Source organism: Paenisporosarcina sp. HGH0030 (assembly GCF_000411295.1).
Classification (GTDB): Bacteria; Bacillota; Bacilli; order Bacillales_A; family Planococcaceae; genus Paenisporosarcina.
This window is the reverse complement of the sequence record NZ_KE150421.1, coordinates 415216-429821: the sequence shown is the minus strand read 5'-3', so window position 1 is coordinate 429821 and position 14606 is coordinate 415216. Positions and strand designations below refer to the sequence as shown.

Below are 14606 nucleotides of genomic sequence, written 5' to 3'. Positions count from 1 at the left end.
CCTCCAAAATTATAAGATAAGTAACTCTTTTGTAGAATGTGTTAATTTTTCAAGCCCTGTAGCTGTAACAATCGCATCATCTTCAATACGAACCCCACCGACACCAGGTAAATAAATACCCGGCTCAATTGTGATTACCATACCTTCTTCCAGAACAGTTTCCGAACGGAAAGATAATCCAGGGCCTTCGTGTACTTCTAATCCGATACCATGTCCTAAAGAATGACCGAACGCTTCACCATAACCTTTGGATTTGATATAATCACGAGCGATTGCATCCGCCTCAATTCCAGTCATACCTGGTTTGATTTTTTCCAAAGACAACAGTTGTGAGTCTAGTACAATTTGATAAATTTCTTTTAATTGCTCACTCGGTTCACCGATAGCAACAGTTCTCGTTACGTCTGATACATATCCATTATACAACGCACCGAAGTCCAATGTAACAAAATCACCTTTTTCGATGACTTTATCCGTCGCGACACCATGTGGAAGTGCAGAACGAAGCCCAGATGCCACAATAATATCGAATGAAGATGATGATGCTCCTTGTTTGCGCATAAAGAATTCAAGTTCATTAGAAACTTCCAATTCCGTTTTTCCAGGTGCGATAAATGTAAGGATATGTTCAAAAGCCGCTTCAGCGATATCCGCGGCAGCCTTAATAATAGTAATCTCTTGTGGCGTCTTAATCAAGCGGATTTTCTCAATAAGACCTGATACAGGTACAAGTTCAGTATTAACTGCCTTTTTGTAACTCTCATACATGGCATAGCTCATGTCGTCTTTCTCAAAACCTACTTTTCTCACATTCATTTTTTCTAATTGGACACTTACTTCTTCCAGTATCGTTTTCGTATGTTGGACAATTTCAAAGTTTTTAATCTGTTTTGCCGCTTGTTCCGTGTAACGGAAATCCGTAATAAAAACAGCTTGATCTTTGGAAACGATGGCAATACCAGCAGTCCCCGTAAAATCAGTTATGTACCGGCGATTGTAGCCACTTGTAATTAACAAGGCGTCAATCTGGTGTTCCCCTAAAGCTTCACGTAATTTAGACAATTTCTCCATTTAAGATTCCCCTTTTCTTCTATGTAAAAATGTTTCTAGTGCTAAAGTATAACCGAAAGTTCCGAGACCACATATTTGACCAACACATTCAGGAGCCAAGACAGATTTGTGACGAAAACTTTCTCTGCTATGGATATTAGAAATATGAACCTCTATTACCGGAACGGTAATGGAAGCGATGGCATCACGTATCGCATAACTTGTATGAGTATAAGCTCCAGGGTTGAAAATAATGCCGTTAATTCCATCATCTTCTGCATTGTGCAGCCAATCAATTAGTTCACCTTCGTGATTCGATTGCTTACATTGAACATGAATATCCGATTGTTTTCCGTAAGTTATAAGCTTTTGCTCTACATCTTCCAACGTTTCATGTCCATAAATAGCAGGTTCACGTTTTCCTAAACGATTTAGGTTAGGCCCATTTAAACAAAGAATTTTCATCTTTTTTCCTCCAGTTCCATCGTGCCCCCTTCATTTTATCATAACAAATAGTTGCAGCAACTACTTTCTCTTGTCATCATAAACCTCTTGGTCATAGTAATGAATCGTCTCGGCAAGGGCTCTGCAAATTATTAAAATAACCGAAATAATCGGTACCGACTTCCAACTTATATGGGAAAAATCTTGATAAATACTCCATTCCAGCAGAATCCAGATGGCAAATCCAACAACAATTGACGTGGCAATCGCCGGCATTTTGCTGACAATCATGAACAGAGCCATCGCAAGATTGATGACCAAGAAGACGACCAGAAAAGTAAAAAACCATTTGACTGATGGGTGAGCGTCGGAAAATACTTGCCATCTCTTAGTCCATTTTATTGGGCTCCATGGAATATAATCAAAAACATATAAAAACTTTAATATTATAGTGAAAACCACAGCATGTGCTACTGAAATCGTTAAGAAGTGAGTACCTTTCATTCAAATCACAATCCTTTCTATTTATTCAATTTTGACTAACCTCACTCTCTCTATTCATAGATATAGTGCTTTTTTAAAAAATTAGTACAATTAAAGCGATAATTACTGTTGCAAGCGTTGATACGGCTCTTTCATTGTTAAACAGATTAATCTAAAACGAAAAAACGCACGTTGTATCCCAAGGATACAGCGTGCGTTTTCTTCATCTAATAAATCTACTTGCTAGTGGCATTCTCAAAACAGCGTTTTTAACTGTTAAACTTAAAGTCCACATTTCAATTGAGCACCGCAATTTGTACACGTATTACAGCCACCCATTTCTTTTACGGTCCCCTGACGGCAAACAGGACACGTGTTTCCTACTTCTGAGCCGATTGTGACATTCGTTGAACGAAGATCTTGGATTGTATCGATCAGGACAACTGGACGTTTCCCAATGATGGTTTCTTCATAATGATGTTCATCCATCACATTTTCTTCCGCTTTAAGTGTCAGGACTTGTGCATCACGGCTGCCATCCACATAAACTGTCCCGCCTTTAGCACCACCACGATAAAGTCTTTCATAAACGCCTTGTACTTGTTCAACTGTATAACCACGTGGTGCATTAACAGTTTTCGAAATCGAGCTGTCAATCCAACGTTGAATTATGCACTGAACATCCGCATGCGCTTCAGGTGCCAATTCCATTGAAGCAACAAACCATTCTGGCAAGCTTTGTTCATCTGCTTCAGGGTTTGCGTTCAAGTATTCCTGAACAATGTCCGCTTTTACTTCGATGAATTTCCCTAAACGGCCACTACGATAGTACGTGAAGGAGAAATAAGGTTCCAGACCTGTCGACACTCCCACTAATGTTCCAGTTGATCCAGTTGGTGCTACGGTCAACAAGTGAGAGTTGCGAATGCCTGTTTCTTTGATAGACTGACGAACATGCTCAGGCATTTTTTTCATAAATCCGGTATTGATGAAAGCGTCTCTCAGACGGTTAGTTTCTTCATTTGTTTCCCCTTGCAAGAACGGGAAACTTCCACGTTCTGCAGCAAGTTCTGCAGATGTTTCATATGCTGTTACTGCTATCGTTTCGAAGATTTGGTCGACAAGAACGTTACCTTCCACTGAACCGTACTCTTTTTCACAATAAATTAGTAAGTCTGCAAGCCCCATTACTCCTAGACCAACACGACGTTCACCCAAAGCTTGTTTTTTATTGTCTTCAAGGAAGTAAGGTGTTGCATCAATAACATTGTCCTGCATGCGAACTCCAACACGTACTGTTTCTCTCAAGCTATCAAAATCGACAGTTTTTGTATCTTTATTCGCAAACTGAGCTAAATTCACAGCTGCCAAGTTACATACAGAATTAGGTGCCAACGGTTGTTCTCCACATGGGTTGGTAGCAACCACTTGTTGTCCATACGCTTTTGCATTGGTCATTTCGTTTGCATTGTCGATAAAGAAAATGCCAGGCTCTGCAGAATACGTTGCACAAACGTTAATGAGATTCCACAAATCTTTCGCTTTCATCGTACGGTAAGTTCGGATGGCATGTCCTTGTTTTTCCCATTCACGTACATCCCCGACTTCGTGCCATTTCTCATTGTACGTTACCATTTCCTCAGCTGAATAACTTTCAACAGCGGGGAAGCGTAACTCGTGATCGCCGTCTTCTTCCACAGCTTTCATGAAATCGTCGGTCAATGTCACAGATATATTGGCTCCTGTTAAGAATTCGGAATTGTTAACACTATATGTGCCTCCATCGTGGAGTTTCGTTTCTGCATCACGGAAAATTGCATCACTGAATCCACCCTGGCCAGGAATTGTCTTGTAATTTACTATCCCTTGGTACATTGCTTCTTCTTGATGTGTCAGAGCTTTAAATTTAAGCTTGTCTTTCGCTAATTGCTTGATAGTTTCATCATTTGTATTTTCAATCAGGAAACGTAGAATTCTAGGATTTTGCATTTTGGAAATGATGAATTCCGCAATGTCAGGATGCCAATCTGCCAACATAATCATTTGAGCGCCTCTGCGACTGCCGCCTTGCTCAACCAAATGTGTTAGTTTTGCGATATCGTCCAACCATGAAACAGAACCAGATGACTTTCCGTTTACACCTTTAGCGAGTGTATTGCGTGGACGCAAAGTTGATCCGTTTGTTCCAACTCCCCCACCTCGACTCATAATTTCCATTACTTGTTTACGGTGATCGGAAATACCTTCACGGGAATCCGGCACAAAGGGCATAACGTAACAATTGAAGTATGTAACGTCTGTTCCTGCACCCGCTCCATAAAGCACACGTCCTGCGGGAATAAATTTCAATTGGACCAATTGCTGATAAAACTTTTCAAACCATTCTTTTTTCTTCTCTTCAGAAGTTTCAACAGAAGCAAGTCCGGTCGCATTGCGTTTAGCAATTTGCTCATAGAAAACTTCCAAAGGTTTTTCGATGACATTAATGGAACGAGTTACAATACCCGACTCCTGCTCAATTGGATCATCAATTGCACTTCTATAATCTTCTTCAATTAAAACACGTACTTTATTTGTCGAATGATCGATGGAAACAACATAACCCAAACCGCGGGCAGGGAATTTCGGGTCTTCCTTAACCGTCAATACGACAAAGTCGCCTGCTTTTAGTGTTTTCTTTTCAGTATCTTTAAAAGAATAGCGGTCAATCATGACTAACCTAGATACACCTTTGTGAGTTAATGTCATGTCATTCGTGATGGGATGAACTTGAGGGAATGAAATGATGTCATTATTCAACATTTCAATGTTTAACTCCCCTATTTGTTGCTTGGAAACTAGTACCATTTACTACTCCTCCTTAATTAACAGAAAAAACACTACATATAGTGTTACGCGTTGTGTTTAGGGTACTATATATTGACATCTAAATCAAATAAAGCGGATGTATGTTCGAACATACACACACAACGTCTATAGGAAAATACTACTTATTTTTTGGTCAAATTAATTCTTTTTACCTATTATTTACGGTATGTCCATTCGTCATTTGCATAACGTCGAGTTTCAAGCTTTTTCACATAATCCAATTGCTCGATTGTTAGCACATATGGTTGAAAATTGACATTAAGACCTTCAGCAAAACCATCTTTAAATGCTTCTTCACATTCTTCGATCGTAACTGGAGTTTCCCGCAAACGATTTATTGCCACCGCTTTTTGCGGAAGGCCTCTACGAACTCGCTCTTTTACTGCTTCCGATGGATAGTTAAATAAAGAAACTAGTTTATCTTCATCCAGGTCTAAAAGAATCGCTCCATGTTGAAGAATGACACCTTTTTGTCTTGTTTGTGCACTTCCTGCTACTTTTTTACCTTCCACAACTAGTTCATACCATGACGGTGCATCGAAACAGACGGCACTTTTTGGATTTTTTAAATCACTCTTCATTTTATCAGTATCAGGCACCGAGAAATAGGCGTTCAATCCAAGCTTCTGAAAGCCAATCAATAACCCTTCACTTAGCACACGGTAAGCTTCCGTGACGGTCGCAGGCATATCTTGATAGTCTTCACTGACGATAATGCTATATGTTAATTCATGTTCATGCAATACGCCACGTCCTCCGGTGGGACGTCTGACAAAACCTAAGTTATGCTCTTTGACAGCATCCATGTTGATTTCTTTTTGGACATTTTGAAAATAACCTATGGATAATGTTGCAGGTGCCCATCCATAGAATCGGACAATAGGTGGAAGGATCCCATCACTATGCCAGTCCATTAAAGCTTCATCCAGCGCCATATTGAAGGACGGACTGCAAGCGCCAGAATTAATAAAATACCAAATCGGTTTAGACATAATATTTTCCTCCTCAAAATGTCGCAATGCTATTCATATTAACAAACCGATTGTATTGTGGCTACACTTTCTTTTATAATAAGTACATAGATAGAAAGGGGAAAGTTGTTTTGACATTTGTATACATTATCTCTGCTGCATTATTTGGTTTGATCATTTACTTTTTAATCTCGTCTTTGCGATTAAAAAAGGCTGTATCAGGTTTAACACAAGAACAATTTATTGAAGGATACCGTAAAGCACAACTTGTGGATGTGCGTGAACCTAAAGAATTTGAAGGTGGGCATATCCTTGGAGCACGTAATATTCCTTCATCACAAATGCGTCAGCGTTACAAAGAAATTCGTGCGGACAAGCCCGTATACTTATATTGCCAAAATAGTGCAAGAAGCGCACGTACGGCATTGTTCCTTAAGAAAAAAGGCTATAACCAGATTTACCAACTGCAAGGCGGTTTCCGTCAGTGGACTGGGAAAATCAGAACAAAATAAGTCATTCAAAGTTCTTCCAAACGGAGGAACTTTTTTTAAACTTAAACGTATTTATGTAAACTAAATAATATTGGAGGTTGCAATGAAACCAAATACACTTATTACCCACCAAGAAGACACCAGACACTCATTGCCTCACTATGAAGATCTCGCATTTGTTTCCCGCAGAATCATCGAAACTTTGCAGAAGAGACTTCCAGGTCCATGGCAACATATTTATATAGGAGAGACTATATCTCAGCTTGATGCACATGTCCTTGAAATGATGGAAAAAGGATTGCTTTCATTTGAATCACTCAGCCATATTTATGAATCACGAACACTCGGTAAAGTGTCGGCAACTTCGGAAGACGCCAATGACAACCATTTAATAGTCAGCAATACTTTTGAGAACCAAATCATTTATTTCCCTGATCATGAAGTGGCATTGACAGTTGTCTCATTCTACACAACAGACCATACCTGGCCTGAATTCCAATGCTATGCTCAATCAGCTGAAAAAGCGTTGGAATTCCTGAAGGACATCAATGAAAAACTGCGCCAGATGCTGATGCAGTCCGTTACCTTTTTAGTAGACACGGAGGATGGAGTAAAACGCCGTAATTACGGCGAGCATGCTGTAGTCAGTCGTGAAGAAGTCATGTTGGAAGAGTCAATCAAACAGGACATCTTCCGTTCTATCGATCAGTTCTTTACTGCGGATGGCCAATTTTTCAAGGAATACGGATTACCTTACAAAAGGGGAATTTTATTATATGGATCTCCCGGCAACGGAAAAACAACACTAGTAAAATCCATTACAGGGTCAACTAATGCTCCGGTTGTTTATTGGCAAATCACGGAATTTACAGGTAGTCATTCCATTCAGGAAGTATTTGGCATTGTCACGCAATTGGCACCAGCCATTCTTGTCATCGAAGATATTGATTCCATGCCGGAATACACCCGCTCCGTCTTTCTCAATACACTGGACGGTACACAATCGCGTGAAGGGTTGTTCATTATCGGAACCACCAACTATCCGCAAAAAATTGATCCTGCATTGATAAACCGTGCCGGTCGATTTGATCGTGCTTACGAAATTCCGTCTCCCTCTGTATCAGTACGCGAGCACTATTTACGAAAAATGGATCTTAAAGATATTTTCTCAGAGGAACAAGTTTATGATATGGCTAGACTGACCAAAGGCTTATCGATGTCCCAATTAAATGAATTGTATATGTCAGTCGCACTGAATTGGCATTATGACGGTGAACTTGCTTACGAGAAACGGATTAAAGAGCTCCAAAAACAAAATAAACGGTCAAAGAAAAATGATTGGGAAGATGAAGAAGCATCCATTGGATTTTAATTAAATGCTATGTCAGATAAATCTTTTGATGTTAGAACTTTACAATTTTTGAATAATAAGAAATCAGCAATTTATCAAAGTTTATCACAGTAAACGGGTGATTAAATGTTTGAAATAATCTAAGATGCCGGTAACCTTAAAGTCTCTTGTTATATAAAGGTTCGCCCTGAAAACTATGAAGGCGAATGTTGGAATACTTCTTCCATTTTCTTTACAGAAGAAAACTTTAATTTTATCAGATCGAGTTAGTTAAGTGCAAGCCTGCGGAGAGCACAGCTATTTTGCGGTATATCTACCATCACATTGAACCTAGCTTATAAAAAAAGAGGGGCTGTTCTCAAAAGTCATTTTCATGATTTTTGGACAGCCCCTTTCTAGTTATGCTTTTTTATAACGTAATACTGGTGTACGGGCAGCTTTAGTCTCATCCAGACGTTTAATAACTGTTGTATGAGGAGCTTGTTGCACGATTTCAGGTGTTTCTTCGACTTCCTTCGCTATTTGGATCATCGCATCGATGAACGCATCTAGCGTTTCTTTGGATTCTGTTTCTGTCGGTTCGATCATCATGCCTTCTTCTACATTTAATGGGAAGTAAATTGTTGGCGGATGATATCCAAAGTCAAGCAGTCGTTTAGCCATATCGAGTGTACGGACTCCCAATTTCTTTTGACGACGGCCACTCAATACAAATTCATGTTTACAATGACGATCATACGGCAAGTCGAAATGAGGCTGCAGACGACGCATCATATAGTTTGCGTTTAATACAGCGTATTCTGTTACGGCTTTCAATCCGTCTGGACCCATTGAACGAATATACGTATAGGCACGTACATTGATTCCGAAGTTTCCATAGAACGGCTTCACTCGCCCGATTGATTGAGGACGATTGTAATCGAAGTGGTAGCCTTCTTCTGTTTTTACAAGTACTGGTTTTGGCAAGAATGGAATCAAATCTTTCTTCACGCCAACTGGACCAGATCCAGGTCCACCACCACCGTGTGGGCCTGTGAATGTTTTATGCAAGTTTAAATGAACACAGTCGAAGCCCATATCGCCTGGACGTGCTTTTGACATAACCGCATTTAAGTTTGCTCCATCATAGTACAACTTCCCACCAACACCGTGGATAATAGAAGCCATTTCTAAAATGTTTTCTTCAAATAATCCTAAAGTATTCGGGTTCGTTAACATTAACGCAGCTGTATCTTCCCCAACCACTCTTCTTAAATCTTCTAAATCAACCAAGCCGTTTTCGTCAGATTTAACCGTGATTGTATCAAATCCAGCTACCGTTGCCGATGCTGGGTTTGTCCCATGAGCAGAGTCAGGTACGATTACTTTCGTACGATGTGTGTCCCCGTTTGCTTCATGGAAAGCACGAATCATCATTAGAGCAGTCCACTCTCCATGAGCACCTGCAGCCGGTTGAAGCGTTAAATCATCCATTCCCGTAATTTCAATCAAATGTTCTTGAAGATCATACATTAATTCCATTGCACCTTGAACAGTCTCTTCATCTTGAAGTGGATGAATATTAGCGAATCCAGGGAAACGCGCGACTGATTCATTGATTTTCGGATTGTATTTCATCGTACAAGAGCCTAATGGATAAAATCCTGAATCGACACCGTGATTACGCTTAGAAAGTGCTGTATAGTGACGCATGATATCCAGTTCAGATACCTCAGGAAGTTCCGCCGCTTCTTCTCGAAGCAAACCTTCAGGCAACAACGTTGATAAATCTACTTCTGGAATATCAAGATCAGGTAAGCTATAGCCTACTCGGCCTTCTTTTGTCATTTCAAAAATTAATGGTTGATTATCTTTATGCACGGAAAGACCCCATTTCTTGCACAAGTGCATCGATTTCTTCTTTCGTCCGTTGTTCAGTGACTGCGATTAACGCATGCCCTTCCAATTTTCCATCAACTTTTCCTAAGTCGAATCCACCAATGATGCCTTTATTAAACAACTCTTTATTTATAGTTGTTACAGACGTTTTAACGTTGACAACGATTTCGTTGAAGTGTGGACCTTGGTACGCTACTTCAAAACCTGCCGCTTCAAATGCTTTTTTCGCATAGTTCGTTTTCAGGATATTTTGAGTGGCAATTTCCTCCACACCTTTTTTACCAAGCGCAGTCATTGCTACTGAAGCAGCAAGTGCATTCAATGCCTGATTCGAACAAATGTTAGAAGTTGCCTTGTCACGACGAATGTGTTGCTCACGCGCTTGCAAAGTTAAAACAAAACCACGTCGTCCCACTTCATCTGTTGTTTCTCCTACTAGACGCCCTGGAACTTTACGCATTAATTTATTCGTAACCGCAAAGTATCCACAGTGAGGTCCGCCGAAGGACTCAGAGATACCGAATGGCTGCGCATCACCTACGACAATATCTGCACCAAGTTTACCTGGTGAAGTCAAAATCCCAAGTGCCAATGGGTTTGAAGAAACCACCATCAAAGCCTTCGCTCCATGTGTAACTGCTTCAACTTTGCGCAAGTCTTCCACTTGACCAAAGAAGTTAGGATATTGAACAAGAACAGCAGCAGTATTGTCATCGATCATTTCGCTTAATGCATCAATATCAGTTACGCCGTCTTTAGTTGGAATCTGAACAACTTCAATCGATTGACCCAATGCATACATGCGAACCACGTCTTGAGATTCTGGATTGACTGCACCGGAAACGAGAAGTTTTTTGCGTTTTGTATGACCAGCTGCAAGCATTCCTGCTTCTGCAAGTGCTGTACCGCCGTCATACATCGAAGAGTTCGCCAAATCCATTCCAGTCAACTCACAAATCATTGTTTGGAATTCAAAAATAGCTTGAAGCTCACCTTGTGAAATTTCTGGCTGATATGGAGTGTAAGCTGTATAGAATTCAGAACGAGAAATAACATGGTCTACAATAATCGGCTTGTAATGGTCATATACACCAGCACCTAAAAAGGATGCATATGCTTTATTGTCCGCATTTTTCGCAGCCATTTGAGACAACTCTTTTAATAAAGAAGACTCTGATTTGGCTGCTTTAATTTGATATTCTCCTTGGAAACGAACTTTTTCAGGAATATCTGAGAATAGCTCATCTATAGAAGAAACACCAATTGTATCCAACATTTCTTTTTGATCTTGTTCCGTCATTGGCAAATAACGATGTTTCATTGGGTCATGACCTCTTTCCGACAGTTATTTTTGGCGTTTATAAAACGGAGTTGCCACGGTAACAGCTTTCAAGCGCTTCCCACGAATCTCCACTTCAACTTCAGTTCCAAGCTCCGTGAATTCGCTGACAATCAAGCCCAAGCCAATATTTTTCTTCAGCGTAGGGGATTGTGTACCTGTTGTAACTTCTCCAATAGCTTGATCATCTTTAAAAATGGTATAGCCATGTCTAGGAATGCCTTTATCAATCATTTCCAATCCTACTAATTTGCGTGGGATACCCGCTTCTTTTTGTGCAACAAGCGCTTTTTGACCGATAAAGTCATCTTCTTTTTTCAATTTCACTGCAAACCCAATTCCCGCTTCCAGTGGTGAAATATCACTTGAAAGCTCCTGGCCATACAGTGCCAAGCATGCTTCAAACCGAAGAGTATCCCGAGCACCTAGACCACAAGGTAATACTCCGTCTTCTTTTCCTTCTTCCAAAATCAAGTCCCATAGCGCGACTATGGAAGCAGGTTCTCCGTATATTTCAAACCCATCTTCACCTGTATAACCTGTTCGCGACACTAAAGCATCATATTCGCCAAGTTTTACATTTGTTTTGAATTTAAAGAAGCCGATTTCGCTTAAATCTTCTTTTGTCAGTCTTTGCAGAACTTTTTCTGCAAGTGGTCCTTGCAATGCAAGTTGACCATATGAATCTGAAACATTAAGTGCAACGGTGTCACCGATCATGAATTTTTTCATCCACTCAAAATCTTTTTCGATATTAGAAGCATTGACGACAAGTAAATAGTCATTCTGTGCAATTTTATATACTAATAAATCATCGACAGTACCTCCATCTTCATAGCACATTGCATTATACTGCGCTTGGCCATCTTGAAGTTTGGAAACGTCATTTGTCAGCAATTTTTGAAGATATACAAGGCTATCTTCACCGCGAACGATGATTTCACCCATATGTGAGACATCGAATAATCCTGCTTTTGTGCGTACCGCTTCATGTTCTTCTTTTATACTGGAAAATTGAACAGGTAGTTCCCATCCACCAAAATCAATAGTTTTGCCACCGTACGGTTTATACGAATCAAATAACGGCGTGCGTTTTAAATTTTCCGACATTTCATTTTCCTCCTCTTCACTAAGCAATCTTTCTTATAAGATCTGGTCTCCAGATTTCAAAATGAATAATCTTGTACCCACAAAAAAGGACAGAGAATCCCCTTTATAAGAGAATTCTCTGTCCTGGCACCTGAAAGTTTACCTGAAATCGGCTTTCCTCTTTGGTAGCTATGAAGTGTAATAGCATTCTCCAGAGATGCGTCCTATACGAGTCTTTTTTACCTGAGAGATTCGTAGCTTCTACTTGCTCCTTCGGCGACGCGACTGGCGCGTTCTCTCCCCGTATATTCATCCGCCCAAAACATGCGTTTTGGTATATTAAGAAATCAATGAACAAAAGCGTGTACCGCTTCGTCTATATCCTAACATTGATTCAAAGTAAGCGCAATCTATTTTCTTATTACACTCTAAAGGCGAACGATTTATAATTATTATCAAAAATCGTTCGCCTTTAAGCGATTTACTTGAAATGCTGCATATTCAGTTATCTGTCTTAACGAGCGTCCTTCGGTTCTTACGGTAATATGGGCAGTTGCTTTATAATAACGCTTTCGCATGGTATATAACGCTTCCAAATCTTCCTTAGTAGATGATTGTACAATGGGTCTGTTAACATCACGATGAATTCGTTTCCATATATCAGCAAACGTTGCATCCAAAAACAATACTAAACCGGTTTGACGCATGACTTTACTATTGCTTGGGTTAACAGCAACACCTCCCCCAGTCGATACGATACACCACTCATCTCTGAAGGTTTTCAGAAATTCATGTTCTTGTTGACGAAAAAAAGGCTCGCCGTATCTTTCAAAAATTTCAGGGATTGTCATCCCCATTTTTTTCACAATCTCCTGATCCATGTCGTAATAAGGAATTTTTAGCGAAAAGCTTAATCGTCGGCCGATAGCGCTTTTTCCTGATCCCATGAAACCAATTAAATAAATTTTTTTCATATCCCTACCCCGCTCACTTCACTACAAATCATCACTAAACGACTATTATCGCTAATTTTCCATTTTAATAATAGTAGCAGAAATATAATGACTTTCCAACATTTCATAGATATTCATCTGTGATATGTAAGAAGTAACAAAGTAAAGAAGTATACCGGACACAACAAATAATAGAACGATGGATACGGGCAGTAAAAATCCAGATTCATTGCGAGGATATAAACACTTCATATGCACGTTCCTCTTTTCGTCCGTTTAAAAACTCAACTTGGGCGATTACTTGATCACCATCAACTTGAAACTTACACATTTTAACCCCCGTTAACAAAGGCTCATGTCCCAAACGATTCTTCTGTTTGCGAATGAGTGATGGGTAACATTCAATATCATACTCCACCCCATCTTTTTTCAGACGAATTCCTGTCTGATTGACTTGTTCTTCTATCACAGTGACCGAAAAGAGGATTTTTTCCATTTCCAATGAAAACATTTCCCATTCAAGTGATACTGATTGAAAGAAATGCTTTTCCACTTGCGTAAACCATACAGAATAAAACAAAATGAGTTGAGAAAACAACAACAGAACTGCAAGCTGAATGACTGCATCGACTAATGTGTATCCCCTATCCGTTAAAAGGTTTCGCACGACTCTGTGCTCTCTCCAAAAAAAACATACCGTACACACATTGTTGGATCTGTCCATTGCCAGGAATAAGACACATTGTCGAGAAATATTTCACCTGACATTTGCCCATTTTCAATTAAAGTTGCTGCTTGGTTTTTCGCAATTGCCACATGCAATGCCACTTTCTTTTCGGCAAGATTAAACATCATTTGATTTGCCATAGGCAACAATGTCCCAAATAACAAAAAAAGAATACTGACCGTGAGAATCGTTTCGACGAATGAAAATCCTTGGTGATTATTCAAGACTCATCCGTCCTTTCCCGATAAAGACCCGGACAATCTTAATGCCCCCGGGCGTCACAAATGCAATCGTTCCAAATTTTTCAATTGTACCATTCGGTAAATAGGCAAGCTCGGTTAAAGTACTACTGGAAGATAAACTGTAACCTGCAGGTAAATTTCTCTCGAAAAGAGGTTCGTATAGTGATTTTCTTCCAATGTAACGAGTACCTCCTGCGTTAAAAATCAGTTTAACGTACCTTTTTTCTTCCACAGCAGTCATTTGAGTGTGTATGGCATCGAGTTTCAATTGGTTATAGAATAAATCAAATGTGTGTCTTTCAACATACTGATTGTTCGCATACAACACACTCGTACTGATGACCAGCACAATCGTCAAAACGAGTAATAACTCTAACAACGAGTAGCCTTTATTATCCAGCGACATCATCCGTCACAGATACAAGTCCGGTAGTTGCATCTATTTGTATCTGATTACCATTTGGACAAGATGTTTCACCTTCATTTAAATAATCGTTATCTGTTAAATCTGAAAGTGTGGGAACATCTTTCATATCGATCCGATATGCTTCGACTTGCCCTTGAACCATTTTGATATAAGCCTCGCACCCTTTTTCATCAATCGTTGCCGAATGCTTCGTCACATTGGGAATTGCGATTAATATTAGAACGGAAATTATCAGTAATACGACCATCATTTCAATTAAAGTGAACCCTTTTTGGCACTTTATCTTTTTCATA

Annotated in this window: 15 protein-coding genes and 1 riboswitch; of the genes, 2 read left to right on the top strand and 13 right to left on the bottom strand. The window is 39.7% G+C overall.

Going from position 1 to position 14606, the window contains the following annotated elements:
- Positions 1-9: 9 nt before the first annotated feature.
- The 5 genes from HMPREF1210_RS02185 to HMPREF1210_RS02165 form a co-directional block, all read right to left on the bottom strand.
- Positions 10-1071 (bottom strand): Xaa-Pro peptidase family protein, encoded by a 1062-nt coding sequence (locus tag HMPREF1210_RS02185; protein WP_016426959.1) that lies wholly within the window; start codon positions 1069-1071, stop codon positions 10-12.
- Positions 1072-1515: a type II 3-dehydroquinate dehydratase gene (gene aroQ, locus HMPREF1210_RS02180; protein ID WP_016426958.1), complete on the bottom strand. Its 444-nt coding sequence runs from the start codon at positions 1513-1515 to the stop codon at positions 1072-1074.
- A 60-nt stretch (positions 1516-1575) separates the two neighbouring features.
- A complete protein-coding gene (locus HMPREF1210_RS02175) occupies positions 1576-1998 on the bottom strand; it encodes a hypothetical protein (RefSeq protein ID WP_016426957.1) in 423 nt (140 codons plus the stop codon).
- 261 nt (positions 1999-2259) lie between these two features.
- Positions 2260-4824, bottom strand: coding sequence for a vitamin B12-dependent ribonucleotide reductase (locus HMPREF1210_RS02170; RefSeq protein WP_016426956.1), 2565 nt, complete (start codon positions 4822-4824; stop codon positions 2260-2262).
- Between the two features lie 176 nt (positions 4825-5000).
- A complete protein-coding gene (locus HMPREF1210_RS02165) occupies positions 5001-5837 on the bottom strand; it encodes a biotin/lipoate A/B protein ligase family protein (RefSeq protein ID WP_016426955.1) in 837 nt (278 codons plus the stop codon).
- A 110-nt stretch (positions 5838-5947) separates the two neighbouring features.
- On the opposite strand from HMPREF1210_RS02165, the gene HMPREF1210_RS02160 reads away from it, so the two are divergent.
- Together HMPREF1210_RS02160 and HMPREF1210_RS02155 are read left to right on the top strand one after the other, a co-directional pair.
- The gene (locus HMPREF1210_RS02160) at positions 5948-6328 is read left to right on the top strand and encodes a rhodanese-like domain-containing protein (RefSeq protein WP_016426954.1); all 381 of its coding nucleotides are present in this window, start codon (positions 5948-5950) and stop codon (positions 6326-6328) included.
- Positions 6329-6410: 82 nt separating this feature from the next.
- A complete protein-coding gene (locus HMPREF1210_RS02155) occupies positions 6411-7679 on the top strand; it encodes an ATP-binding protein (protein WP_016426953.1) in 1269 nt (422 codons plus the stop codon).
- 378 nt (positions 7680-8057) lie between these two features.
- Here the strand turns inward: HMPREF1210_RS02155 and gcvPB are convergent, their stop codons facing one another.
- The 8 genes from gcvPB to comGC all read right to left on the bottom strand — a co-directional run bounded on the left by gcvPB (position 8058) and on the right by comGC (position 14605).
- On the bottom strand, positions 8058-9548 hold the full coding sequence (gcvPB, locus tag HMPREF1210_RS02150; RefSeq protein WP_016426952.1) for an aminomethyl-transferring glycine dehydrogenase subunit GcvPB: 1491 nt from the start codon (positions 9546-9548) through the stop codon (positions 8058-8060).
- Positions 9511-10857 carry an aminomethyl-transferring glycine dehydrogenase subunit GcvPA gene (gene gcvPA, locus HMPREF1210_RS02145; RefSeq protein ID WP_016426951.1) on the bottom strand — a complete coding sequence of 449 codons (1347 nt, stop codon included), beginning with the start codon at positions 10855-10857 and terminating at the stop codon, positions 9511-9513. The genes gcvPB and gcvPA overlap by 38 nt, the downstream gene beginning before the upstream one ends.
- 24 nt (positions 10858-10881) lie before the next feature.
- A complete protein-coding gene (gcvT, locus tag HMPREF1210_RS02140) occupies positions 10882-11985 on the bottom strand; it encodes a glycine cleavage system aminomethyltransferase GcvT (protein WP_016426950.1) in 1104 nt (367 codons plus the stop codon).
- A gap of 199 nt (positions 11986-12184) precedes the next feature.
- Positions 12185-12277, bottom strand: a riboswitch (glycine riboswitch).
- Positions 12278-12419: 142 nt separating this feature from the next.
- Positions 12420-12938 carry a shikimate kinase gene (locus HMPREF1210_RS02135; RefSeq protein ID WP_016426949.1) on the bottom strand — a complete coding sequence of 173 codons (519 nt, stop codon included), beginning with the start codon at positions 12936-12938 and terminating at the stop codon, positions 12420-12422.
- 205 nt (positions 12939-13143) lie between these two features.
- Positions 13144-13584 carry a competence type IV pilus minor pilin ComGF gene (gene comGF / locus HMPREF1210_RS02125; RefSeq protein WP_016426947.1) on the bottom strand — a complete coding sequence of 147 codons (441 nt, stop codon included), beginning with the start codon at positions 13582-13584 and terminating at the stop codon, positions 13144-13146.
- Complete coding sequence (locus HMPREF1210_RS02120) at positions 13569-13868, bottom strand: hypothetical protein (protein ID WP_016426946.1); 300 nt, start codon at positions 13866-13868, stop codon at positions 13569-13571. Before HMPREF1210_RS02120 ends, comGF begins: the two co-directional genes overlap by 16 nt.
- Positions 13861-14292 (bottom strand): prepilin-type N-terminal cleavage/methylation domain-containing protein, encoded by a 432-nt coding sequence (locus tag HMPREF1210_RS02115; RefSeq protein WP_255349280.1) that lies wholly within the window; start codon positions 14290-14292, stop codon positions 13861-13863. Before HMPREF1210_RS02115 ends, HMPREF1210_RS02120 begins: the two co-directional genes overlap by 8 nt.
- Positions 14279-14605: a competence type IV pilus major pilin ComGC gene (comGC, locus tag HMPREF1210_RS02110; RefSeq protein WP_016426944.1), complete on the bottom strand. Its 327-nt coding sequence runs from the start codon at positions 14603-14605 to the stop codon at positions 14279-14281. Before comGC ends, HMPREF1210_RS02115 begins: the two co-directional genes overlap by 14 nt.
- Position 14606: the final 1 nt, after the last annotated feature.

Excerpts from the sequence above, each read along its gene's own strand:
- gcvPA (WP_016426951.1), bottom strand. The coding sequence starts at position 10,857 with ATGAAACATCGTTATTTGCCAATGACGGAACAAGATCAAAAAGAAATG.
- HMPREF1210_RS02175 (WP_016426957.1), bottom strand. The coding sequence starts at position 1,998 with ATGAAAGGTACTCACTTCTTAACGATTTCAGTAGCACATGCTGTGGTT.
- gcvPB (WP_016426952.1), bottom strand. The coding sequence starts at position 9,548 with ATGCACTTGTGCAAGAAATGGGGTCTTTCCGTGCATAAAGATAATCAA.
- HMPREF1210_RS02170 (WP_016426956.1), bottom strand. The coding sequence starts at position 4,824 with ATGGTACTAGTTTCCAAGCAACAAATAGGGGAGTTAAACATTGAAATG.
- HMPREF1210_RS02115 (WP_255349280.1), bottom strand. The coding sequence starts at position 14,292 with ATGTCGCTGGATAATAAAGGCTACTCGTTGTTAGAGTTATTACTCGTT.
- HMPREF1210_RS02155 (WP_016426953.1), top strand. The coding sequence starts at position 6,411 with ATGAAACCAAATACACTTATTACCCACCAAGAAGACACCAGACACTCA.
- HMPREF1210_RS02165 (WP_016426955.1), bottom strand. The coding sequence starts at position 5,837 with ATGTCTAAACCGATTTGGTATTTTATTAATTCTGGCGCTTGCAGTCCG.
- HMPREF1210_RS02135 (WP_016426949.1), bottom strand. The coding sequence starts at position 12,938 with ATGAAAAAAATTTATTTAATTGGTTTCATGGGATCAGGAAAAAGCGCT.
- HMPREF1210_RS02185 (WP_016426959.1), bottom strand. The coding sequence starts at position 1,071 with ATGGAGAAATTGTCTAAATTACGTGAAGCTTTAGGGGAACACCAGATT.
- gcvT (WP_016426950.1), bottom strand. The coding sequence starts at position 11,985 with ATGTCGGAAAATTTAAAACGCACGCCGTTATTTGATTCGTATAAACCG.
- aroQ (WP_016426958.1), bottom strand. The coding sequence starts at position 1,515 with ATGAAAATTCTTTGTTTAAATGGGCCTAACCTAAATCGTTTAGGAAAA.
- comGC (WP_016426944.1), bottom strand. The coding sequence starts at position 14,605 with ATGAAAAAGATAAAGTGCCAAAAAGGGTTCACTTTAATTGAAATGATG.